Annotated in this window: 23 protein-coding genes and 1 pseudogene; 16 read left to right on the top strand and 8 right to left on the bottom strand. The window is 45.6% G+C overall.

Features of this window, described 5'->3' with window-relative positions; translation table 11 throughout:
* Window positions 1-83 precede the first annotated feature (83 nt).
* Window positions 84-983, top strand: a complete 900-nt coding sequence (locus BSQ33_RS03555; RefSeq protein WP_088133281.1) for a LysR family transcriptional regulator — start codon at window positions 84-86, stop codon at window positions 981-983.
* Between the two features lie 611 nt (window positions 984-1,594).
* Entirely contained in the window at window positions 1,595-1,777 is a 183-nt protein-coding gene (locus BSQ33_RS03550) for a hypothetical protein (protein ID WP_088133280.1), read from the top strand.
* A 125-nt stretch (window positions 1,778-1,902) separates the two neighbouring features.
* Here BSQ33_RS03550 and BSQ33_RS03545 read toward each other — a convergent pair whose 3' ends face one another.
* Window positions 1,903-2,352: a DUF4234 domain-containing protein gene (locus BSQ33_RS03545; RefSeq protein WP_088133279.1), complete on the bottom strand. Its 450-nt coding sequence runs from the start codon at window positions 2,350-2,352 to the stop codon at window positions 1,903-1,905.
* On the bottom strand, window positions 2,353-2,697 hold the full coding sequence (locus BSQ33_RS03540) for a hypothetical protein (protein ID WP_088133278.1): 345 nt from the start codon (window positions 2,695-2,697) through the stop codon (window positions 2,353-2,355).
* A 617-nt stretch (window positions 2,698-3,314) separates the two neighbouring features.
* Here BSQ33_RS03540 and BSQ33_RS03535 point away from each other — a divergent pair.
* Window positions 3,315-4,811 (top strand): hypothetical protein, encoded by a 1,497-nt coding sequence (locus BSQ33_RS03535; protein ID WP_088133277.1) that lies wholly within the window; start codon window positions 3,315-3,317, stop codon window positions 4,809-4,811.
* A gap of 188 nt (window positions 4,812-4,999) precedes the next feature.
* On the opposite strand, the gene BSQ33_RS03530 is transcribed toward BSQ33_RS03535, so the two are convergent.
* Complete coding sequence (locus BSQ33_RS03530) at window positions 5,000-5,770, bottom strand: substrate-binding periplasmic protein (protein WP_088133276.1); 771 nt, start codon at window positions 5,768-5,770, stop codon at window positions 5,000-5,002.
* Between the two features lie 653 nt (window positions 5,771-6,423).
* Between BSQ33_RS03530 and BSQ33_RS03525 the strand changes: the two genes are divergently transcribed.
* Window positions 6,424-7,140 (top strand): class I SAM-dependent methyltransferase, encoded by a 717-nt coding sequence (locus BSQ33_RS03525; protein WP_021018840.1) that lies wholly within the window; start codon window positions 6,424-6,426, stop codon window positions 7,138-7,140.
* 63 nt (window positions 7,141-7,203) lie between these two features.
* Here BSQ33_RS03525 and BSQ33_RS21940 read toward each other — a convergent pair.
* Together BSQ33_RS21940 and BSQ33_RS03520 are read right to left on the bottom strand one after the other, a co-directional pair.
* Window positions 7,204-7,335 (bottom strand): annotated as a pseudogene (locus tag BSQ33_RS21940) (IS256 family transposase); the annotation flags it as partial.
* Entirely contained in the window at window positions 7,331-8,905 is a 1,575-nt protein-coding gene (locus BSQ33_RS03520; protein ID WP_198298148.1) for an MFS transporter, read from the bottom strand. The gene BSQ33_RS03520 and the pseudogene BSQ33_RS21940, both read right to left, overlap by 5 nt.
* A gap of 277 nt (window positions 8,906-9,182) precedes the next feature.
* Between BSQ33_RS03520 and BSQ33_RS03515 the strand changes: the two genes are divergently transcribed.
* Together BSQ33_RS03515 and BSQ33_RS03510 are read left to right on the top strand one after the other, a co-directional pair.
* Window positions 9,183-9,809: a TetR/AcrR family transcriptional regulator gene (locus tag BSQ33_RS03515; RefSeq protein ID WP_088133275.1), complete on the top strand. Its 627-nt coding sequence runs from the start codon at window positions 9,183-9,185 to the stop codon at window positions 9,807-9,809.
* A gap of 142 nt (window positions 9,810-9,951) precedes the next feature.
* Window positions 9,952-10,290 carry a DUF2956 family protein gene (locus tag BSQ33_RS03510; protein ID WP_088133274.1) on the top strand — a complete coding sequence of 113 codons (339 nt, stop codon included), beginning with the start codon at window positions 9,952-9,954 and terminating at the stop codon, window positions 10,288-10,290.
* Between the two features lie 25 nt (window positions 10,291-10,315).
* Here BSQ33_RS03510 and rrtA read toward each other — a convergent pair whose 3' ends face one another.
* Window positions 10,316-10,915 carry a rhombosortase gene (gene rrtA / locus BSQ33_RS03505; RefSeq protein ID WP_088133273.1) on the bottom strand — a complete coding sequence of 200 codons (600 nt, stop codon included), beginning with the start codon at window positions 10,913-10,915 and terminating at the stop codon, window positions 10,316-10,318.
* On the opposite strand from rrtA, the gene BSQ33_RS03500 reads away from it, so the two are divergent.
* Window positions 10,877-11,491 carry a tRNA-uridine aminocarboxypropyltransferase gene (locus tag BSQ33_RS03500; RefSeq protein WP_088134521.1) on the top strand — a complete coding sequence of 205 codons (615 nt, stop codon included), beginning with the start codon at window positions 10,877-10,879 and terminating at the stop codon, window positions 11,489-11,491. The two genes, rrtA and BSQ33_RS03500, sit on opposite strands and share 39 nt — an antisense overlap.
* A 273-nt stretch (window positions 11,492-11,764) precedes the next feature.
* On the opposite strand, the gene BSQ33_RS03495 is transcribed toward BSQ33_RS03500, so the two are convergent.
* Window positions 11,765-12,727, bottom strand: a complete 963-nt coding sequence (locus BSQ33_RS03495) for a transposase (RefSeq protein ID WP_088133272.1) — start codon at window positions 12,725-12,727, stop codon at window positions 11,765-11,767.
* 376 nt (window positions 12,728-13,103) lie between these two features.
* On the opposite strand from BSQ33_RS03495, the gene BSQ33_RS03490 reads away from it, so the two are divergent.
* From BSQ33_RS03490 to BSQ33_RS03455, 8 genes are read left to right on the top strand one after another with little or no spacing between them, the layout of a single operon-like run.
* Window positions 13,104-13,523, top strand: coding sequence for a nuclear transport factor 2 family protein (locus tag BSQ33_RS03490; RefSeq protein WP_021018847.1), 420 nt, complete (start codon window positions 13,104-13,106; stop codon window positions 13,521-13,523).
* The gene (locus tag BSQ33_RS03485; RefSeq protein ID WP_088133271.1) at window positions 13,520-14,260 is read left to right on the top strand and encodes an SDR family oxidoreductase; all 741 of its coding nucleotides are present in this window, start codon (window positions 13,520-13,522) and stop codon (window positions 14,258-14,260) included. The genes BSQ33_RS03490 and BSQ33_RS03485 overlap by 4 nt, the downstream gene beginning before the upstream one ends.
* The gene (locus tag BSQ33_RS03480) at window positions 14,257-15,534 is read left to right on the top strand and encodes an NAD(P)/FAD-dependent oxidoreductase (RefSeq protein ID WP_021018849.1); all 1,278 of its coding nucleotides are present in this window, start codon (window positions 14,257-14,259) and stop codon (window positions 15,532-15,534) included. The genes BSQ33_RS03485 and BSQ33_RS03480 overlap by 4 nt, the downstream gene beginning before the upstream one ends.
* Window positions 15,534-16,307, top strand: a complete 774-nt coding sequence (locus BSQ33_RS03475; RefSeq protein ID WP_088133270.1) for a DUF1365 domain-containing protein — start codon at window positions 15,534-15,536, stop codon at window positions 16,305-16,307. The genes BSQ33_RS03480 and BSQ33_RS03475 overlap by 1 nt, the downstream gene beginning before the upstream one ends.
* A 15-nt stretch (window positions 16,308-16,322) precedes the next feature.
* The gene (locus tag BSQ33_RS03470; protein WP_088133269.1) at window positions 16,323-17,597 is read left to right on the top strand and encodes an SAM-dependent methyltransferase; all 1,275 of its coding nucleotides are present in this window, start codon (window positions 16,323-16,325) and stop codon (window positions 17,595-17,597) included.
* Window positions 17,597-18,136, top strand: coding sequence for a DUF2878 domain-containing protein (locus tag BSQ33_RS03465; protein WP_088133268.1), 540 nt, complete (start codon window positions 17,597-17,599; stop codon window positions 18,134-18,136). The genes BSQ33_RS03470 and BSQ33_RS03465 overlap by 1 nt, the downstream gene beginning before the upstream one ends.
* Window positions 18,072-18,635 carry a chalcone isomerase family protein gene (locus BSQ33_RS03460; protein ID WP_232471950.1) on the top strand — a complete coding sequence of 188 codons (564 nt, stop codon included), beginning with the start codon at window positions 18,072-18,074 and terminating at the stop codon, window positions 18,633-18,635. The genes BSQ33_RS03465 and BSQ33_RS03460 overlap by 65 nt, the downstream gene beginning before the upstream one ends.
* Window positions 18,632-19,156 carry a DUF3833 domain-containing protein gene (locus BSQ33_RS03455; RefSeq protein WP_088133266.1) on the top strand — a complete coding sequence of 175 codons (525 nt, stop codon included), beginning with the start codon at window positions 18,632-18,634 and terminating at the stop codon, window positions 19,154-19,156. Before BSQ33_RS03460 ends, BSQ33_RS03455 begins: the two co-directional genes overlap by 4 nt.
* Window positions 19,157-19,324: 168 nt before the next feature.
* On the opposite strand, the gene BSQ33_RS03450 is transcribed toward BSQ33_RS03455, so the two are convergent.
* Entirely contained in the window at window positions 19,325-20,761 is a 1,437-nt protein-coding gene (locus BSQ33_RS03450; protein ID WP_088133265.1) for a formimidoylglutamate deiminase, read from the bottom strand.
* Between the two features lie 150 nt (window positions 20,762-20,911).
* Between BSQ33_RS03450 and hutC the strand changes: the two genes are divergently transcribed.
* Entirely contained in the window at window positions 20,912-21,667 is a 756-nt protein-coding gene (hutC, locus tag BSQ33_RS03445) for a histidine utilization repressor (protein ID WP_021018856.1), read from the top strand.
* Window positions 21,668-21,688: the final 21 nt, after the last annotated feature.

Raw genomic sequence — 21,688 nt, 5'->3', positions numbered from 1 at the left:
ATGTTGATGGGAAGCATTTGATGTCTTGTATTTTGCATGACTTATGCAAAATTTCGATAATGTAAGGATAGAGGGTTTGAAGGATGAATGTTCGTTGGCTGAAAGACTTTATTACATTGGCAGATTGCCAAAAATTTTCACTGGCAGCTCAGCTAAATGCATCTTCTCAAGCTGCGTTTAGTCGCAGAATTCAGCAGCTAGAACAACATCTTCGTGTTGAGTTGTTTGACCGAAGCCGGACGCCGGTCAAGCTAACACCCGAAGGGAAGCGACTTTATCCCATAGCCGCAGAAATGGTTCAAATGGCAGAGCGTTGTGAAGAGATGGTTGCGAATAAGCCGAACCCGATGGTATTTGCATCTCTGCATACTTTGGCTTGTAACTTTTTCCCGCAGTGGTTTACGCAAATATTGAGCTACATGACGACGCCGCTGGTTAGCAGCATTGACTCCGGTGTGCGTTCGGTGACGGGGTACCAAGCGGCATTGCAATCTCAGAGAGCGGATTGTTTATTGTTTTATCAAAGCGACCAAGCGGCACGCTATTTTGAATCTGATGAATTTGAAGTCTTAAAACTGGCGGATGATGCGCTGGTCTGGGTTTGTGGAGCCTTGTTTCCTCTCGAATCGTTAGAAGAAGCATCGATTCCACATTTGACTTATGCTCCATCTTCTCAGCTTTTAGAGTTGTCTTTGCCACTCTTTAACGCCACCCCTCAAGCGAAAAAACTCTCGGTTGTTTTCCAATCGACCATTTCCGAATCTCTGTTGCCGATGGCGATACACGGTAACGGCGTGGCTTGCATTCCGTATTCTGTGGCCCGGGAATATATCGATGACGGCCGACTGATACACATTTGGCCGGAATATAGCGCACCGCTGGAAATTGTGCTCGTCCGACTGGCCGATTCTAAAAGCCCGCATCCTTATATCAACGAGTTATTTGAACATGCCAGAACGATTGCCGGGCAGGTGGGGAAATGAGGGGATGTGATTAACCAAGGGCAAAAACCAAAACGATTTTTGAAGCTTTTCTGAGCAAGGGACTGCGCATAAAAGCTGCCCCGGACAGCGCTCGCGAATCAACAGGCCTTTTGGGGCACTTTTGCGGCCAAGGCAAAAGTGTCTGGGGCGTAAGCATCGAATTGTGGAGAAATCGATAAGCCCAATGCGCACGATATTATTCCTCTTCAGCATAGCTACCCAAACCATTTGATCAGAACTAAAACGCGAACTCACACGCAAAAATGAGTAACCACTATGTCACCCAAAGTACCAATCCTTCCGATACACCACAAAATCCAGCAATCTGCCAATCGCTATAACCCCCCACAGCGATTACGCTTTACAAGCACCGACAAAACCGGTGCTGGGATTCGAACCCCGCACATTCACTTCCAGCATATAAAGATAATGCCTTGTATCGCATACGCTTTATGTGTAGCCTTAGCTCGCTCAAGTTACGGTGAGCTGGCAAGGCAACCGCTGGTTGGCCGTTCGGAAGTGCGGTAGTTCGAACCTTGTTCAGCTCACCACTTTCAGAGATTCGAACCTCTTAGTGGTGATGACAGATACTAACTTCCAAGAGAGGCCATATGCCGAATTCAGAACTTCAACAAATCAATAAGCCTTTACACCTTATCGCCCGCGAATACCTGATGCTCCTGCAAGGTTCATGTACCGATCCAAGCACAGACTACTGTGAACTCTGGCATGTACTGACTTTTCTGCATAATTTGATTACCGCTTCAGAAGCCGAATATTTGTTGGAGGATTAAAAGAGTGGGGTTGGTGAGTCTTGATCTTGCAAATCCACATAAAAGTTAATTGTAAACAATTTTAGATTGTACTAAAAAATTAAAAGGCTACCCAATGAGTAGCCTTTTGAAACCATTTATTAATTTTAAGCTGTCGATTTTTCAGAAAGGACATTTGATTTTTCTACTTCGTCTTCAAGCTCATTTATACAAAAATTGATGTAATAAACATTAAAAAATAAAGTGTAAAATGAGTTCATTGAATAATCTATCTTATAATTATTTAACATCATCTTCTGTATGGCTTTTTTAGCTTTAAATGCCCAAGCGACATAGAATATACAAGATAAAATACTTAACAAACCACCGAGTGCAGATACCTCAGGTTCAGCAGATAAAGCCGAAGACCAACCAATAAAAGCAGCTAAAACAATTAGAATTCGATAATCAAAGAACTTATCTTCTAATATTTCTTCCATTACACTATTGTTTTTAAATAACCACATTACATTGTAAATACCTAAAGTTGCAATTGATAGTAGAACAAAGTTTGATGTTTTAGTATTTACTTTATTTTTTAATAGATTCGCTTTCATTTAGTTTAACCCATATACGCTTACATAAAATTCTTCACCACTGTCGGTCACTTCCACTGTATAAGTAATTGGGATCTCATTAGATTCACCCGTTTTACTCGCATGGATCTCGAGTTGTGCCGCACATTCAAACATACCTGTTTTATCATCTTCATCTGTTGTTCTAATAGCACTAACAGAATATGAAAATAATTTTGCTACTTCTGCACCTACCTGTTTAACCATTTCATCATTTGCAATTTCTTTCACCAAATCTGTTGTTTCAGTATCCCCACACTTTGGAACTGATGGCGAGCATCCGCATAAAAAAACCATTAACGGCAGACACAATAACATTCTTCTCATATATAGACACCTTATTACATCCTAATAATCAGTATCTTATACTATACTAACTCAATAGCTTAGGGTAGTGTTGAATATCATAATTTTGATAATTTTATATATAAAATCGATGTTTCTTTTAAACAGTCAAGCAACAATATATGAAATCATATGCATTTTTTTCAATAGAAATATTGATAATTACTGACACTCCATTTTTTCAACAGTGTCTTTAAATGACTTAGAAAAGCTATCTTTGATAAGAATAAAATACAAAGGACTGAGATAAACAGCTCAAGTAAATGTTGTATTTCAACCAGTCGATCTGTCGAAGTAATCAATTTCAATTCACTGCAAACAAGGTTGCAAAATAAGAATCTAGTTTATTAAAATAATGTTGCATATTAAAAATATAGTTGTAATTTAATATTGTTCATATAGAAGCAGTATCATCAAAATAATTGAACTACCATCCCGAATATCTTTCCAGAGTGGATGATAACGAAGAGAGTATTATCCAATCTATGTCATTCAGCCTTGAAGAGATTTACCCGTTTTTCTCATGAGATATCCAGCGTTTTGTTTTTGACTTCCTCATATATTAGTAACCATCAATCAGTGAGGATGAGGATACCGAAATGCAAAGTAATCCTATGACAAAAGACAAGCCACTTGGCAAAATTTCCAATCAAAAAGCGCCGCTTCCTTCTGCTTCAAATGAACTGGAAATGGATGAAATCAGCAGTCAGATATTGCTCCAGAAGAAAATTCGGGTTCTGTTATATCAGGAAATTCCGGAAATTTTTGAATCACTGACGACCAGTCAGGTCATTCAGCTCCGGAAAGAATTTATACAGTATATAGCTGAATGCATTATCGATATTGTTGATAGTGAAGTCGGAGAGATTCGCCTGACTAATGCATCTGTTGGCGCGAAATTAGGCTGGTATGTCACTGAAACCTTATTGAAGGTAGCGTTGAATATGGCCTCTCAGTCAATTGGTGGCATCATTCTTGACTCTTTACATGAGGTTTTGAACACGCATGGTTCTTCACCATTTGAACTCAATAAACAGATGAAAGAGGTCCATTTTTCCGATGGCAGCTCGGGTAATGTACAAACAAGGCATGCCCAACCTTGGACAGCCGTGAATGATATTGATTTTGATGTTTTTTACCGTCAGCTCCTGAGTGATATAGGCGATACGACTTATACTGATATAGAACGTGAGGTCAGCAATTCGCTACTGGGACAAATTAAAGACAAAATGAGTACGTTTTTCTCTTGGCGAGATCGAACCCGCAACGGGTTGAAGTTTCAGACATTAACACATGAATCGGCGCTTGAAAGGCTGTTGATGCCTCTGGAAATATTAAGTTGGCGGATGACCATTGTCGAACAGTTAATTAATGCTGTGGTATTTGAAGAAATTGCTGAGGTGACCAAGCAGAAGACAGCGCATGATGCGAACTATAAACCCAATTTGAATGACTTGAAAACTGGGGTGAGAAATGCGAAACAGCGCATGGTCCGGCTGAATATTCATGGTTATATCACCTATCTGAACGACATTGCCCGCAGCTATATTCCCCGCGTGAATAAAAGGCGTTTGTCGACACTCATACTGGCAGAGACTCTGCTTGAGAATTCCCCAAATGTTTTGAGTCACTCGCAGGTACTCTCAAATTCATTCTGGCAATATCTTGATAAGAAAAAATTGATTGCTAAGCGAAAAGAGAATGCGCTGCCATCAGGAACCCCCCGAACAGATCTCCAGATCTACAAACTAAAGATGGATAAGACATACGACAGCAAGAAGAAGGACGATAAGCTCTGGAAAATGGTGGGTGAGTCCTTCCGTCATCGGCGCTTAGCCACGACGACCAGTGATAATCAATTTGGGCCAACCAGCAGTTTAGCGTGCTTTCTTGCGGCTGAATTGTTTGTTGATGAGAACTCAGAAAATGAGAAGCAAATTATCAAGGATGTTCATCAGGATTCCTCCTATCGGGCCTATACCCAATTTATTGATCTGGATAAATCGGATCGGGATTTTCTGGAGAATAAGCAAAAAACTGAGGAACTGAAGCTGAGTATAGGCGTGCCATCTTATCTCTACCCCAAAAAGAATTGATGAACCATCCCGATAACACGCTTGAATCAACAGGCCTTTTGGGGCACTTTTGCGGCCAAGGCAACAGTGTCTGGGGCGTAAGCATCGAATTGTGGAGAAATCGATAAGCCCAATGCGCACCATACAATGACACTCAAGATAGCGTAAATAAACCTAGTTGACTAAAGTTCGGCAAGTGGATAAAAACGCTATTCTTGTAGATAGGTGTGAACGAGTTCATCATACTTACCAGAGCGCTTCAATTCATCTAAGGCTTGTTGCCATTTATCAATCTCATCATCTGAGTGGTCTTTTGAAAAAGCGATATATCCGGCGTTCTTCTGAACCAAAACCGGGGTTTTCCGAATTTGTTTATAGGTGACTTCTGCCTGATTCATCATCGCCTTGACTAAGGAGTCACTGACAGGCACCAAGTCTATCCGATCAATTGCCAGCATTTTTAGGCAAGCAGTCCAGGTGTTGACGTCATAAACATTCTTAAATCCTTGTTCAAGCAGGTTTTCGTGCTGTGACGTTCCCCGAAGAACGCAAATCCGCGGAACTTCTTTAGCTTGCTCAAAGTCGGTGATAGGCGGTGTTTGATGCACCGATTCATAAAAATAGACATTATCAACCTGCAGCGGGCCAACCCACTTATACAATTTTTCTCTTAGCTTAGTTCTTGCGATGTTAAATAGAGCCTTTCTTTTCTTCTTGAGTTCAACCTGTCCACGTTTGAATGGCATGATCTGAAATCGAACCGGATGTCTGACAATAAGCATCATTTCACGGACAAGCTCCACATTAAACGCTCGTCTGCCACCATGCTTTAGACCGCGCAATTCACCATTTTCGTCAACATACACTTTCCCGAGGGTACTGTGGGTCAAAAAATCGGTTGTTTCGGCAACAGAGCTATTGGATAGCACGACCGCTAGCACAAGAAGGAAAAAGCTGATCCCATGACAATTACGTTTCATTTTCCATCCTCCCTCGAAACTGCACAAAACGAGTGACTATTTAGTACAGTGTAGCTCGAAATCAACCAAGAGTAAGAAGATGCGGGACAGCTTTGCGGCGCTCGGGCAGTTGTCTGTGGCTGCAATCGTACTCTGAGAAGATTGTACTATCGTGTCGAATGTGTTGGCTTGGAGGGGGGAAGAAGCGGTGTAATCAATCATTCCGAGTGAGTTCAAATTTATTCTTGTCGGTGATATAGACATTTTATGATGATGAAACACTGATAAAGACGAGTGTATAGGGGCTGTTGATCTTTCATGGTTGAATTTTGTTCAATCTGAACGGGTATTGATCGCGGCGCGGGGCATGCCGCTTAGCTATCCTAAGCAAATGACCCGTAACAAAGAGCAAGGCTCGTTCAGATGAACCCTTTGGGCAGCATTTGTCGCTCATTTATCCAGCGTTAGGTCATGGTTCATGTAGATCGCTACACTTCACATGACCTGCCTTGACTAAATGCACGACAAATTGCTGCAAAAACCATCACGAAAGGTCAACAGCCCCTAGCTTATACACTATACTGGAAAACTTAAGGGTGTTGAACGCTAGTATTGTCAAAGATGTCTCCCTTTCTATCAAAATTTAAATTAATGCGATACTAACGGAGAGATGAATGATCAATGAGAAATATATCGAACAGAACAGATATTTTAATTATAGAAATGTAGAACCTACGCTATATGATAATGTTGTACTGCCAGCCTGGATAAAATCAGAAATCGATGATCATCATGCTAATATATTGGATTATGGATGTGGATTTGGACAACTGATGCAAGCGCTATTAAATGAAAAATACATGAATGTGTTTGGCTTGGATATAGAAAAAAGTGCAATCGCACACTGCCATAGTAAAAATTTAAATGTCATGGAGTTAGATTTAAATGAATTGCATAATCCATTCAATATTAAATTTGATGTAATTATTTTTTCTCATGTCATTGAACATATGCCGAAAGAAAAAATAATTAAGACATTAGAACTTATCAAAAATACATTTTTATCTGAAGATGGTAAGTTTTTAATCGCTGTTCCAAATGCACAGGCAAATACTGATGCATATTGGGCTTATGAGGATTGGACTCATACGACACTGTTTACCTCTGGGTCTATTTATTATGTTTTGAAAGCAGCGGGGTTTAACAATGTAGAATTTTTAGATATAGATTGTACTTTAGGGATTCACTCAACGTTAAAGAGATCGATAGTGAAACTCTTGTTGAAAATATATATATGTAACAAAAGTTTCTGGAATAAAGTAACGCATAGTTCCTATCATAAACCATCACCACAGATATTTAGCTATGAAATTAAATGTAAAGCTTATTAGACTCTATCACGATTAGATATGGAGACTGTTGAGACTATTCATTATTCTGTGTCACGCCCATTGTTATAAATCTAGATATGGAGTGAGTCGACCTTCAAAGTGGATGCTGAGCTGAGACAACATCAGATTCCAGTGTTGCACCCGATGCGTCCACTTGTCACTGGCTTTCAACATCCCTGCACACAGCAATCTAAGCTCGGTGATGTTTACACGAGGAAGTCGTCTTGTCGTGGGCGTGTTGATGTCCTTTTCTGTGGTTGCCCGTTTTACCGCCTGCATGACGATGCGAGGTTTGTCTGTCATTGGTGAAAATTGCCAGTAAGACTGCGGCGAGCAGGCTGAGTAAGCCGGCACAGAACATAACCATCCCAAACCCCGCCGCGATAGCGGTTCGGTAGGCTGAGACGAGTGCTTCATGGCCCGCGGGGAAATCATTGCTGACGACTGCGCGACGGGCAACTTCAATGGCATCAGTCATGTTACCGGTGTTGATGATCCCGGCCATGTTTTGGATCGCATAGAGGCTCATGATGCTGCCAAGTACGGCAATTGCCAGCGTCATGCCTACCTGCCGCAGGGCATTCATGGTCGCGGAGGCGATCCCTGCTCGTTCGGTGGGTGCATACCCCATGACCATCATCCCGGTCGCGGGGACGGTGATGCCCATTCCCAAGCCAAGGAACATCAGAGTAACGGCGACAAAAATGTAAGGTGTATTGGCGCTAAACAGCGACATTGCACACAGAGACACACCGATCAACGCGTATCCACCGACCATCAGTTTTTTCAGCGCAATATATTGGGCCATCCGGCCAAATAGAAGCGATGACACCCCCATAACCATGAACTGAGGCGTCAGATGCCACCCGGCTACCGATGGTGCGTCTCCCCGAGCTTGCTGTAGGTAGAGTGACAGGAAAAAGAGGCTGGCATAGGCCGAAAAGCCCAGAGCAAAAGAGGCTAAATTTGCCACGGCCAGAGAGATATTGCGAAAAAGCTGAATGGGGAACAGTGGCCGTTTGATAGTCAATTCTGTCCGGACAAAGGCCGCAAAAGCCACCACGGCACAGAAGAGCGGAAGCAGGACTTTCTCCGTGGAAGCGCCATGTTCACCAATTTCAATGAGGGCATAACTGAGCATCCCAAGCCAAATCATACTTAATATCTGGCCAACCGGATCAAACGCTGCATGTTCAGGATATTTGCGCTCGACAATTCCCCAGACCCCAAGTAAAGCCGCAATGAGACCAATGGGGACATTGACCAGAAAGATGCTTGACCAGCCAATATGCTCAATCAGCAAGCCACCGATCAACGGCCCCGAAACCAATGACAAGGCATTACAAGCTGACCATCCACCGATGGCTCGAGCACGCTGGCGGGGATCGGGAAATGCGTGGGTCAGGATAGGCATGGCGCCGGGGATCAGCAGTGCACCGGCAACCCCTTGTACTCCACGACCCCACAGCAGGGTGTTCAGATCGGTGGAGAAAGCGCAAATCATAGAGCCTATAACAAATAGGGCAACGCTGCTTAGCCACACCCGCTTGTGCCCATATTTATCTCCCAGAGGGCCTGCGGACAGCATCACTGCAGAGAGTGCGATAGCATAAATGTTAATGATCCACTGAAGTCCTGCCATATCTGCATGGAGGGCCTCCTGAAGTGTCGGCAACGCGACGTTGACAATACTGATGTCCAGTGTCGACAGAAAGGTCCCAAGATAGGCCGCGATGACCAGAGCATGAGTTCGATATCGTTGCATGAGCCTTTTCCATTAAATGAGAATGAATCTCAATACTACATATTGACCGACCGACGGTCAATATGTAGATAACGTCGTAACTCGGATGGAAAAGCACCATAATCGCAGGATTTGACCTGTCGTTTTTGATATGCTTACGAAAACTTTCCGGTGAATGAATCTAAGGTAACTTTGGTCGTATCACTTTGAATCCGTTGCTTGATATTCGCGATAACCTCAAGTTCACGCGCCACGAATGTGCAAGCGGCACAGTTTGAAATGGAAAACACTGCTTACGATGAGATATAAAACAAACCATACGGCGTCTGCTCCTTCGAAAGTTAGGCGTGTCAAACCCGCGGAAGTTCGCCTGGATGAGTTGATGTCAGCCGCTGAACAACTGTTTCTTGCCAAGGGGGTCGACTCGACGACCATCAACGAGATTGTCGAGTTGGCACAGGTCGCCAAAGGTACTTTTTACCATTATTTCGCTTCTAAGAATGAGTTGCTTGCCGCCATGGGAGAGCGCTACACCGCCCAGTTTTTACAGCGGCTTGAAGAGAAAATCGAGACTTGTCAAGCAGATGACTGGCTGGGCCGACTTTGTGTCTGGATTCAGGAAAGCATTGAGGCTTACGCAGACACGTACCGCCTGCATGATATTGTTTACACCAATCATCATCACCATAACCGCTCGAACCAGGAGAAGAATGCGATTCTCGCGCAGTTGCAGCTCATTCTCGAAAACGGCACCCGTGTTGGTGTGTGGCAGATTGCTGAACCACGTATTACCTCGCTCCTGATTTATGCCGGTGTACACGGTGTGACCGACGACATTATTGCTTCTCCGGAAACCGATCGGGAGCATTTTATTCGTGCGGTCCTTGCGGATTGCCTGCGGATGGTCGGGGTCTCGGAGCGATGAAGACTTTCGAGAGACAATCGAGACTGGTATTGTGTTCGTTTTATTAAAAATCAGTATCTAAACAGGCCATAATATGCCAAATATAGCGCATGGATGTGTGTGCTGTTAAAGCGTTAATTTCCCGATATGAAAAGATTAAATTATGCATAAAAAACAAGCAGTAGAACCCTCGCAAAAAACGAAGGAAGAAGCGATGGATATCGCTAGAGCGACACAGCTCCCGGGTCAAAAGAAAGCGGAGACACAACGTATCGCTCAAGGCATTGAAAAAGGTATTGCGCTTTACAAGAAACAACAAAAAGCCAAAGCAAGGGCTGCCGACAAAGCCAAAAAGCAAGAAGCGAAATCAAAGGCGAGACGCCAAGATGATGAGCCAGTGACATTCGTAGAAACCAAAATTGAAACAAAGGTATCACCACTGCCTTGGGTGTTATTAATTGCGTCATGGATCGGCTTCTTGTTATTCTATTTTTTGAGATAGTTTCGCTTTTATTGATAGTGAACAATTACATCTTGAGCCGATTGGCTGAACCCAAATAAATCTTGATACGGGCACTGAACCCGAGCAGTAATCCTCCCGCCAGACCGAGTAGATGCGCTTGAATGGCAACCGGTGCTTCAATCAGCGCTCGGGTTGTTTCAGAAGCGCCAAAACACTGCTCCCAGATAACCTTGCTACATACACCCACAACGAGTAACCAACTGCTTTTTCTGCCTTGCAAAGCTTCGTTCAGCGCAAAGCTGGCAAATAGACCATGTAATATACCGGACAGTCCGACATAGAAATAAAGCTCAGTCCAGAGAAGCCCAATGCCAATGAACACACTTAATAACAGAAGTTGTTGCCAGAGTATGCGAGCGGAAGGTCGAAAAATGGAAGTAATCAGCCAGAGTGCGATCAGATTCATCGCCAGATGGGTAGTATTGGTATGGGTGAAATTTCCTGTTACGATCCGCCACCATTGACCTTGCGTGATAGCCTGCCTGTCCCAGTCCAGTGCATCTGCGAGCGGAGAAAACTGAGCGAGGATACAAATGAAACTGATCAGACTAAGTGTGAGATAGAGATGGGATCGCGTTATTGTATTCAATGTCAAAAAGCGCATAAGGCCTGTCTTTGCTCCACGATTGTCCCGTTGTCATCAACGATTGAGCTTATCATCCTTCAGCATCCGACAGAAGTCCGGAAGCCGACTGGAACGGCATGTATTCTGACTTTATCACTAGAGAATGCGGTGTGTCTGGTCGGCGAAAACTTTACTCAAGATGAAACATTGAACGCCTTATTGAATGAAACGGATGTTGCACATTTTGTCTTGTTTCCCGGAGAAGGCACTGCTTGTGTCAGTGATATTCCGGCTCCTTCGCCCGCACAGCGCTATAGAGTCATTCTGCTCGATGGTACTTGGAAGAAAGCTTACAAAATGTGGCAATTATCGACTATCTTGCATGAACTCCCCAGACTGCGTTTACCGGAATCCCTCCAGAGTTGCTACCGGATTCGCAAAGCCCCTCGAGACAACTGCCTCTCAACGGTTGAGGCCGGATATTATATATTGTCAAACTGGCAACCGGATCAGGACTTTAGCCCGCTATTGCATAGCTTCGAACAAATGATTCAGTTTCAGCTTGCGCAGATGCCACCCGAAGTCAGACTGCGGTATGAAAATAGTGGAAAATAGTGGGACACACGCTAAAAGATATATAGAAGATATATAGAGATATATAGGACACACACCGATTCTCTGGGGATACTGGGAATACGGGACACACACCTATCATTAATTGATAAGTGCGCTTGGTTATTCAGTTCATTTAAGTGCTTTAAATAGATTTTTAATCTGATTATCAAGCAGATAATCAGAGAAAGGGGAGGGGAATAATCCGTGAGTCACAGGTTTTATGGTATGACAAAACCTCAAGGACAGCGACGAAGGCTGAAGGTTTTGTATCGATTAAGAAATATGAAGGCCTATCATACGTTTGCGCTTGAGATGATGTTTAGCGAAGTTCAGACGTTCTGATGAACCAATCCAGAGTCGCGGCTCCTTTTCTAAAGCAGTGCAAAGGGCGAGACATTCCTGCTGAGGCAGAGATAGCCGTGTTAAAATATTTGGCAATTGAGGTGAAATATAGCCCTGTTTATCTGCTCTGATTTGTCGTCCGACCCAATCGACTAATTCAATATAATCTGTTAGCCGGAAAGGAATTACGTGCCTTTTCTCTTGATGTCCATATCCCATAAAATCAGCCAATTCAGGGACTTTTATTTTTCCTTGTTCAAGTGCAGTCAGCCGTTTTTTTAGTGCTGTATGCTCCGACTGTTCCGGTGTTTCAGCGACACTGGCCCGAACAGGGTTTAGGTCAACATAAGCCATCGCTGCCAGTAACGCTTTGTCATCAAGTAAAGCCTGAGATTTGAATCGACCCTCCCAGAATCGCCCGGTGCATTGGTCTTCTTGGTTAGCGAGCAGAGCAATTTCGTAATTGATTTCTTTCATGAACCAACTGAGCGAGTAGAGTCGCTGGCGCCAAGTTTCAATGATTTGATCACACGCTTTGTACTCAGCTTTAGAGACCAAATGACCGGACACAAAACGTTGGATTAGCGATGGCATCTGATGCGCTGTACACCATCGTTCAATGACGTCGTGTGGCGAAAGAGACAGGGCTGTTTGCTTATCAATAAACGCGACCAGATGATAGTGATTACTCATCACCGCATAGGCACAGATACCGATGCAATAAATAGAAGACAGTGACAGAATCCGAGATTCAACCCATTCACGGCGATGTTCATACGATTGACCGTTATAGTTGTCGTATCCACATAGAAATGAGCGACGGACACAACGAGAAACGCAGTGATAATAAGGTGTTACTTCAGGACAGATGAGTTGTGAACGGGCAGTTGTCATCGGTTGATTTTAGGTGATGAAAGATGAGGCAATCGTGAAGAAAGGTGTGAGTAAAAAGAAGCCCTGAACCGAACTATTTCGAGTGAATGCAAATTTATATTTGATTGGTTATGCAAAATTTCACTGAAATGGAGAGGGTGATTTGGGTGTGTGTCCCCATAACCCCACCATTGACCCCATGCACAATAACTTTAAAGCGCGAGTCCTCGTAAGCTAACCTATAGGTGTGTGTCCTCCATAAACCTCAACCCCATATATGTAAACCTTTCTTACAAAAGTTGTACAAGAAAAAATTTGTACAACTTTTTAAATTGCACTATCTTAGATTAAGAAGTTATACGGAAATTTTTCTTGTACAACAAACTGAGGTCAGTTCATGGATGTCCAAACCGTTGCGCTGTTCTATGCTCAGCTCAACAAACATAACCTAGATACACTGAACGATATTTATCACAATGAGATTGTATTTGAAGATGCGGCTCATCGTATTGACGGATTGACCTCCCTCTCCGACTATTTCATTAACCTCTATCAAAATGTTGAACGCTGTAATTTTACGATTCATGAACAGCACTCGACTGACAACGGTGGGTTCTTGATTTGGACCATGCATTTGCAGCATCCGAAGCTCCGTCAAGGTCAACTGGTCAATGTTCAGGGCGCGACGCAGCTACGCTTTCAAGATGGCAAAGTCATTTATCACCGTGACTACTTTGACTTGGGGGAAATGCTGTATGAACAGCTGCCAATCCTTGGTCGTGTGGTTCGCTGGATTAAGCGGAGGTTGGGACAATGAGTAGCGTACTAATTACCGGCGCGACGTCCGGTATCGGTAAGCAGTTAGCACAAGATTATGCACGGCAGGGATGGCAAGTGCTCGCTTGCGGCAGAAATGAGGCCGTGTTGAACGAACTCAGCGAGATGAGTTCTTCGATTACACCACTGCAGTTTGATTTGACTGATTATGAGCAAACACTTGCAGTGCTCAGTGAGCTGCCATTTATACCCACTTTGTGGATCTTAAATGCCGGAGGTTGTGAATATATCGATGATGGCGTGATGGATGCACAACTCATGTCGCGTGTAATGCAGATTAATCTACTTGGGATGGCCAATACCATTGAAGCGATTCAGCCGCATTTAACATCGGGACATCGTGTGGCTATTGTCGGTTCGATAGCCAGTGAACTGGCGCTCCCCCGAGCAGAGGCTTACGGGGCATCCAAAGCTGCGGTTGGATACCTGGCGAGAGCGTTACGGCTGTCCTGGGCCAGCAAAGGCATTGATGTGACTTGCGTGTTTCCCGGGTTTGTTGCCACACCACTGACTGAGAAAAATACCTTTGAGATGCCAATGATGATTTCGGTAGAAAGTGCATCGCAGGCGATTCGGTGCGGGCTAGAGAAAGGCGTGGCAAATCTCTATTTCCCGGCTCGTTTTACTTGGATGATTCGTTTGTTGGGGGGATTGCCCTATCGTTGGCAATATCAGCTCGTCAGTCGGTTTTTTGCGCCGAAAAGGACCAGACAATGAAGATTGCGATTATAGGTACGGGAATTTCAGGACTCACGTGTGGTTATTACTTGCATCAACAGCATGACATTACGCTGTTTGAGGCGAACGATTATATTGGCGGTCATACCGCGACGGTAGACGTCAATATGAACGGTCAGCCCTACGCAGTCGATACCGGATTTATTGTTTATAATGACCGTACATATCCTCATTTCATACGCATGATGAACGAAATCGGCGTCAAAGGGCTTCCGACTCAGATGAGTTTCAGTGTGCGTAATGACGCCAATGGGCTTGAATATAACGGTCACACGTTAACGACATTATTTGCGCAAAAGCGGAATTTACTTAAGCCGAATTTTTATCGGTTTATCAGCGAAATTCTGCGTTTCAACAAGCTTGCAAAAGCAGCGGCAGACAATCCCCGACAGCATCTACAAACCCTTGGGCAGTTTCTGGTCCATCATCGTTTCTCCGATTACTTCTGTCAGAATTACATCTTACCAATGGGGGCTGCAATTTGGTCATCCTCTTTGGCGGACATGCGCGCATTTCCGCTGATGTTTTTTCTGCGGTTCTTCATCAATCACGGCCTGCTGGATGTCACGAACAGACCCCAATGGTATGTGATTGAAGGGGGATCCCGTGCCTATATTGAGCCACTGACCAAAGGTTATGCCGATCGGATTCGTCTCAGTACACCGGTCAAACAGGTAAGACGCAGTCAATTTGGCGTCGATATTGCGACCGAGAGTGGTATAGAGACATTTGATGAGGTTATTTTTGCCTGTCACAGCGATCAGGCTCTTGGCATGCTTGAAGATGCCAGCCAGTGTGAAATCTCAGTGTTATCCTCCATGGCATATCAGGCGAACGAAGTTGTTCTGCATACCGACACAAGTCTGCTGCCCAAACGACCGGCGGCTTGGGCGGCCTGGAATTACTGGTTGCATGGTCACGATGGTGAGGAGATGAAGCTCCCGTCACTGACCTACAATATGAATATCTTGCAACACATCGATAGTGAAACAACGTTTTGTGTCACGCTCAACAGTACTGAGTATATCGAACCGGACAAAATTCTGCGTCGTTTCATATATCACCATCCGGTATTTACGGAATCCTCAATTCGGGCGCAGCAACGTAAATCAGAGATCAGTGGCGTCAATCATACTTGGTTTTGTGGCGCATACTGGCACAACGGATTCCATGAAGATGGGGTAAAAAGTGCTCTCGATGTGATCACTCAATTGCAATCTCAGGCGGTCAACAGAGACAAGGGTGTCGCATAATGACCAAAACAACGAGTGTTACACGCAGTGCATTGATGGTCGGCCATGTTCGTCACCGTCGCTTTACACCGGTTGAACATTCGATTCATTCACCACTCTTTATGCCGTGTATCGATTTGGATGAATGGCCCGCGCTCCGGCAACAGGTTTGGGGACTGGGTGAACGTTGGTGGCACTGGGCGCGTTTTCGTCGTGCCGATTATCTGGGAGACGGCGATTTGAAAACAGCCGTTCAGGATAAAGTGTTGCAGCTTACGGGAGAGCAAGTATGCGGCAAAGTGCTAGCCGTGGTGCACCTGCGTTATCTGGGGCTCTATTTCAGTCCGGTTAATTTCTACTATCTTTATGATCAGCAAGGCCACTGGCGTTATCTGCTCGCGGAGGTGAGTAATACACCTTGGAATGAACGACATTATTATGCGGTTCCGGCTGAATCTGGTGAACAAGGTGAGAATTGGACACATGACAAAGCATTTCACGTGTCACCATTTAATCCCGTGGAACAGCAGTATCGATGGAAACTGAAACCGTTGTCTGATGCCCTGATGGTGCACTTGGCGTGTCACCGGGACACCAAGGAATTTGATGCCACATTGGCGTTGAAAGCACAACCTTTTACCTCAAGAAGTTTGCTCAGATTGTTGATTCGGACACCGATCATGACGGTTAAGGTCGTCACAGGGATCTATTGGCATGCACTGAAACTATGGCTCAAAGGTGCACCATTTTATTCACACCCCAAATACCGCCGACATGAGACAGATAAAAAATAATTAGGAGAACGCGCAATGTTCAATTCGCCTTCATTAGAGATGCCTCAATCACTGACGTCGTGGCAGCAAGGTGCCCGAACCATGGTGCTGAAATCCCTCCGCCTGATAAAAATTGGCAGCCTGACATTGGAAGAAAATTTTGCAGGACAGTCGAGTATGTCTAACCAGAATGTTTCGAACCAAGGCACGATAGAACAATTTGGGTTTGCACATGACGATCAGCCACAGGCCCATATTCGGGTCAATCATCCTGACTTTTATGCCAGTGTGCTGAAAGGCGGTAGCATTGCAGCAGCAGAAGCATATATGGATGGTTGGTGGGACAGTCCCAATCTGACGGCTGTGACTGAACTGATGGCGCGTAACTTAAATGCACTGGATCAGTTGGAAGCACAAAGCAGCATGCTTGTCCGGGCGATGAATAAAGTGGGTCATTGGCTGAAACGCAACTCGATTGGGCGTGCCAAGCAAAACATTGAAGCCCACTACGATTTGGGCAATGACTTATATCAGACATTTCTCGATCAACGGATGCTCTACTCCAGTGCGCTCTACCTCAGCACCAACGATTCACTGGAACAGGCACAAATGCAGAAAATGGAGCGTTTGTGCCAGCAATTGCAACTGACAGCTAATGATCACGTGATTGAAATCGGCACAGGGTGGGGGGCGATGGCGATTTATATGGCACAACATTATGGATGCCGAGTCACGACCACCACGATATCGGAACAGCAGTATGCGTATGCGCAGGCCGAGATTCAGCGTTTGGGGCTTCGTGAGCAAATTACCTTACTCAAACAAGATTACCGCTTGCTTGATGGGCAGTTCGATAAACTGGTGTCGATCGAAATGATTGAAGCGGTCGGGAAATCCTATCTGCCATCTTATATTGCAAAATGTCAGTCGCTGCTCAAACCCGGCGGACGGATGGCGATTCAGGCGATAACCATTGCCGATCAGCGTTTTGACGACTACAGCAATAACGTGGATTTCATTCAGAAATATATCTTCCCCGGTGGATTTTTGCCCTCGATCACCGTCCTGACCCAAATGACGACGCAGCATACAGATTTCATCGTCCGTGATGTGTTTGACCTAGGGCTTGACTATGCCCAGACACTGGCTGACTGGCGCCATCGTTTTGAAGCGTCCTTGAACAAAGTGAAGTTACTGGGTTACGACGAACGTTTTGTCCGCATGTGGCGTTACTATCTGTGTTACTGCGAAGGCGGCTTTAAAGCGCGTACCATCAGCACCATTCATATGACGCTACAGCGGGCACAGTGATGCGTCGCTTCCTGCTGATTTCATTGTGGTTTGAAGCACTTTGGCTACTCGCCGTATTAGGACAGGCGCGTTTGCAGTGGATTACCATTGGCTTGGTAACAGTCACCATGGCGTACACTGCGTTACGATTCCCCTTGATACTCGGACGCATCATGATGGTGGCAGCCATTGGCATTACGCTCGATTATGTCAACCTCCATGTCGGGCTGTTTTCCTTTACCACCTCCTCTCTGCCGATCTGGCTGATCGGGTTATGGTTTGCCTTTGCTTGGTTTGCCAGCTTTGCTATTCCGGTATTCAGCCATCTACCGTCATTACTCGTTTTCAGCGCAACAGCTTTGGGCGGCGCATTGAGTTATTGGGCGGGGTATCGTTTTGGCGCCGTGCAATTTGCATGGTCTGTAGAAGGGGCGGTGTTCGCTTTGTTCTTGGAATGGTTCGGACTATCTTTGCTATTGATGAAGGTATTTAGAAATGCTAACCCCACGTTTAACCGCAACACTGTATCTGACCATGATCCTCTGGACCGCCACCGTTAACGGTGCTGAAGAGAAGGAGAAGTCATCAGCATCATGGGCCGACTGGCCGGTCGTCGGTCAGGCAACGCTATCTTGGTTGTGGTTCGATATTTATTCATCACAGCTTCGTACACCGGACGGCCACTACGAGCAAGTCCCGAATGATGTAACACCGCATCCTGTGGCGTTAGAGATTCGCTACTTGCGTGATATCAGCAGCAAAGATTTGCTTGAGGAGACACAAGCCCAGTGGGAGAGATTGGGCTATGACACGGTACAAACCAACGCATGGTTAACGTTGCTGGCCGAAATAATGCCCAGCGTTAACACGGGTGAGCGTTTGGTCTATGTCTCTGAGGGTCGTACCGGGCAGTTGTATTACCTCAATCAGCAGGGGCAGCAACGTTTACTTGGCAAAGTGGAAAATCAACAGATGAATGACGCATTTTTGTCGATTTGGCTGTCACCGAAAGCCGAATATCCGAAACTTCGTAATCAACTCATAGGAATACAACAATGAGACATATATTGAACGTGTTATCGCTGGTCATGTTGATGCTCATTGCCGGTTGTTCAGCCGATTTAAAAGAGTACCAAGCCAGCCAACCTGCTTTTGATCTGTTTGGTTATTTTCAGGGAGAAACGCATGCATGGGGCATGGTACAGGATTATAGCAACAAGCAGACTCGTCGCTTTGAGGTCAAAATTAAAGGGACAGTCACCGGTGACACTCTGACTTTGGTCGAAGATTTTGTGTTTGATGATGGTGAAAAGAATCAGCGTATCTGGACAATTACCCGCAGCGCTGACGGACATTATCAAGGGCAAGCCGACGATATCATCGGTGTTGCGACAGGGCAGGAGATGGGGAATGCGTTACAGTGGCAATATGATTTTCTGCTCAAAACGGACGATAGTGAAATCACGGTTTCCTTCGATGATTGGCTGTTCCGTCAGGACGAAAAACATCTGTTTAATGTCACCAGCATTCGCAAGTTTGGTTTGGAAGTCGGGCGCATCACGCTATTCTTTGTCAAATAACATATTCTTTGTTAAATAACAGTGTCGCGAAGTAATCGCTTCGAAAAGTCATATCTCTGACAAGTCATCTCAGCCGTTCATTCAATCTCACACCAAGATAACGCGTTGTTGCCGTAGATTATCTTGGTGTGTGTCCTCGTTATTAAAGGTGTGTGTCCCCGTAGTTTTTTAACCAATCACTTGTTTGATGACATCGGCAAACTGACCTCGGCTGCTGTCTTCTAACGCGTGGTGGCCGTCTTGAATGCACGCTTTCCCCGCAACAAAAACATCTTTAATCAGATTGTCATGGCAGGCAAATAGCCAGCGATTGATGAGGTCGGGCGTCTGACTTGCCATCAATAGTGGATGGGTCGTGTCCAACACCATAAAGTCGGCACGACATCCAACCGCAAGCCCCAATTGGATACCGCAAGCTTGATTACCACCGTGTAATGCCTGCGTATAGAGGTGATCACCGACGGAGGTTTGTGACTGGTTGTAGAGACGGTTACGTTGTTGGTCACGGAGTCGTTGACTATATTCCAGCAGGCGTAATTCTTCGGTCGAGGACAGGCAGACATGACTGTCGGAGCCAATACTCCATCGTCCGCCGGCTTGGGTAAACGCCACTCCGGGGAAGATACCATCACCCAGATTGGCTTCCGTACTTGGACACAAGCCGGCCACGGCACCGCTGGCAGCGATCATCTGAATTTCGTCATGATTGAGGTGGGTGGCATGAATCAGACACCAACGTTCGTTCAGGCCGATATGATTGTGCAGCCACTCAACCGGCCGCTGTTGGCTCCAGTTGAGACAATCATCGACCTCTTTCTGCTGCTCAGCAATGTGGATGTGGATTGGCTGTCCGTGATCCAATTCCGTCAACACCTCTTGGATCTGTTGCTGGCTGACCGCCCGTAGTGAATGAAAACAGATCCCAAGTCGGTGGCGGTTATCTGTGTGTGTCCCTGCTATCTGAGCGGTGTGTGTCCCCGTAAGCGCTTTCGCAAGTTGGTGGTGTAGTTGCAGATAACTGTCTGAGGAATGAATGAAACGCGCCTGTCCTTGATGTGGCGGTTGAGCGCCAAAACCCGCATAGCTGTATAGTGCCGGGAGCAGGGTCATACCGATCCCCGTGCGATCGGCAGCATTCAGGAGTTGGTGAGCCATTTCGGCCGGATCGCTGTAAGGCTGACCGGCTGCATCATGGTGGAGGTAGTGAAACTCACCGACCTGTGTATATCCGGCTTTGAGCATATCAATGTATAACTGCGTGGCGATGACATGAACCTGTTGCGGGGAGAGTCGGCCGACAATCTTGTACATTAAATCGCGCCAACTCCAGAAGCTGTCATTTGGATTGAGGCTGATTTCCGCCATACCTGCCATGACACGCTGAAAAGCATGTGAATGAACATTCGCCAGTGTCGGCAGAACCGGGCCTTGCAGACGTTGCACACCATCCGGTGGTGTCGCCTCTGTCGTAATCTGTGCAAAGTTGCCATTAACGATTTCAAACAGCACATTGTGTTGCCAGCCAGTCGGCAGCCATGCCTGTTCGGCAAAAATAAAAGAGCGGTCTTGTCGGGTTTCTGAGTGGGTTCCTGAGTGGATCGTCATCGCGTCTGTCCTCGTCACTGATGCTCATGAGTCTAGCAGAACTCATCTTGTCTATACAAGTGATGTTGCTGTCTATGCCTGTCCTGTTAAGCGGTTCATTTTTCCGCTATAATCCGGTCTTTATGATGTCAGTGGATAGCTGTAAATAAGATGGAAAATTCAACCACCCAGATGATGTGCCACTTGTCTCAATTGATCGATGATGCACCCGGTCCGATTTATGCCAAAGTCAAACAAGCGATTTGTCGTCAGATAGACACGGGAGAATGGCAACCGGATCAGAGAGTCCCGTCTGAGTCAGAGATGGTGAAAGCTTTAAGTGTCAGTCGCATGACCATCAATCGTGCGCTGCGGGAACTGACAGATGAAGGCGTTTTGATTCGTCAACAGGGGGTCGGTACTTTTGTCGCGAGAAAGAAATCTCATTCGGCGTTGTTTGAAGTGCACAATATTGCCGATGAGATAGCCAGTCGTGGTCATCGTCATCACGCAGAGCTGATTGAAATCACACTGGCAAAAGCGACGATGGAAGAAGCGATGAACCTTGGGGTCCGTACCAATCACCGTATTTTCCGTGCCACGATTCTCCATTTCGAGAATGAGCTGCCGATTCAAATCGAGTATCGCGTGGTCAATGCAGCACTGGCGCCTGATTATGATCAGCAGGATTTTCAGCACAATGGTGCTTACCATTATCTGATGAAAGTGGCTCCGATGACGGAAGGCGAGCATCTGGTTGAAGCGGTGCTTGCCTCTCCGGCAGAATGTGCATTACTCAACATTGACGCCTCGGAGCCGTGCTTGCAGATCAAACGTCGCACATGGTGTCGGGAGCAACTCGTCACCAATGCCCGCCTGATTTCTCCGGGGTCGAGATTCCAATTATTCGGTCACTTCGAGCAATAATATTGAGCCAGTTTCGCCAGA

The organism is Vibrio gazogenes (assembly GCF_002196515.1).
Taxonomy (GTDB): Bacteria; Pseudomonadota; Gammaproteobacteria; order Enterobacterales; family Vibrionaceae; genus Vibrio; species Vibrio gazogenes_A.
The sequence above is the reverse complement of the archived record's forward strand: the minus strand, read 5'-3'. Positions and strand labels throughout refer to the sequence as shown.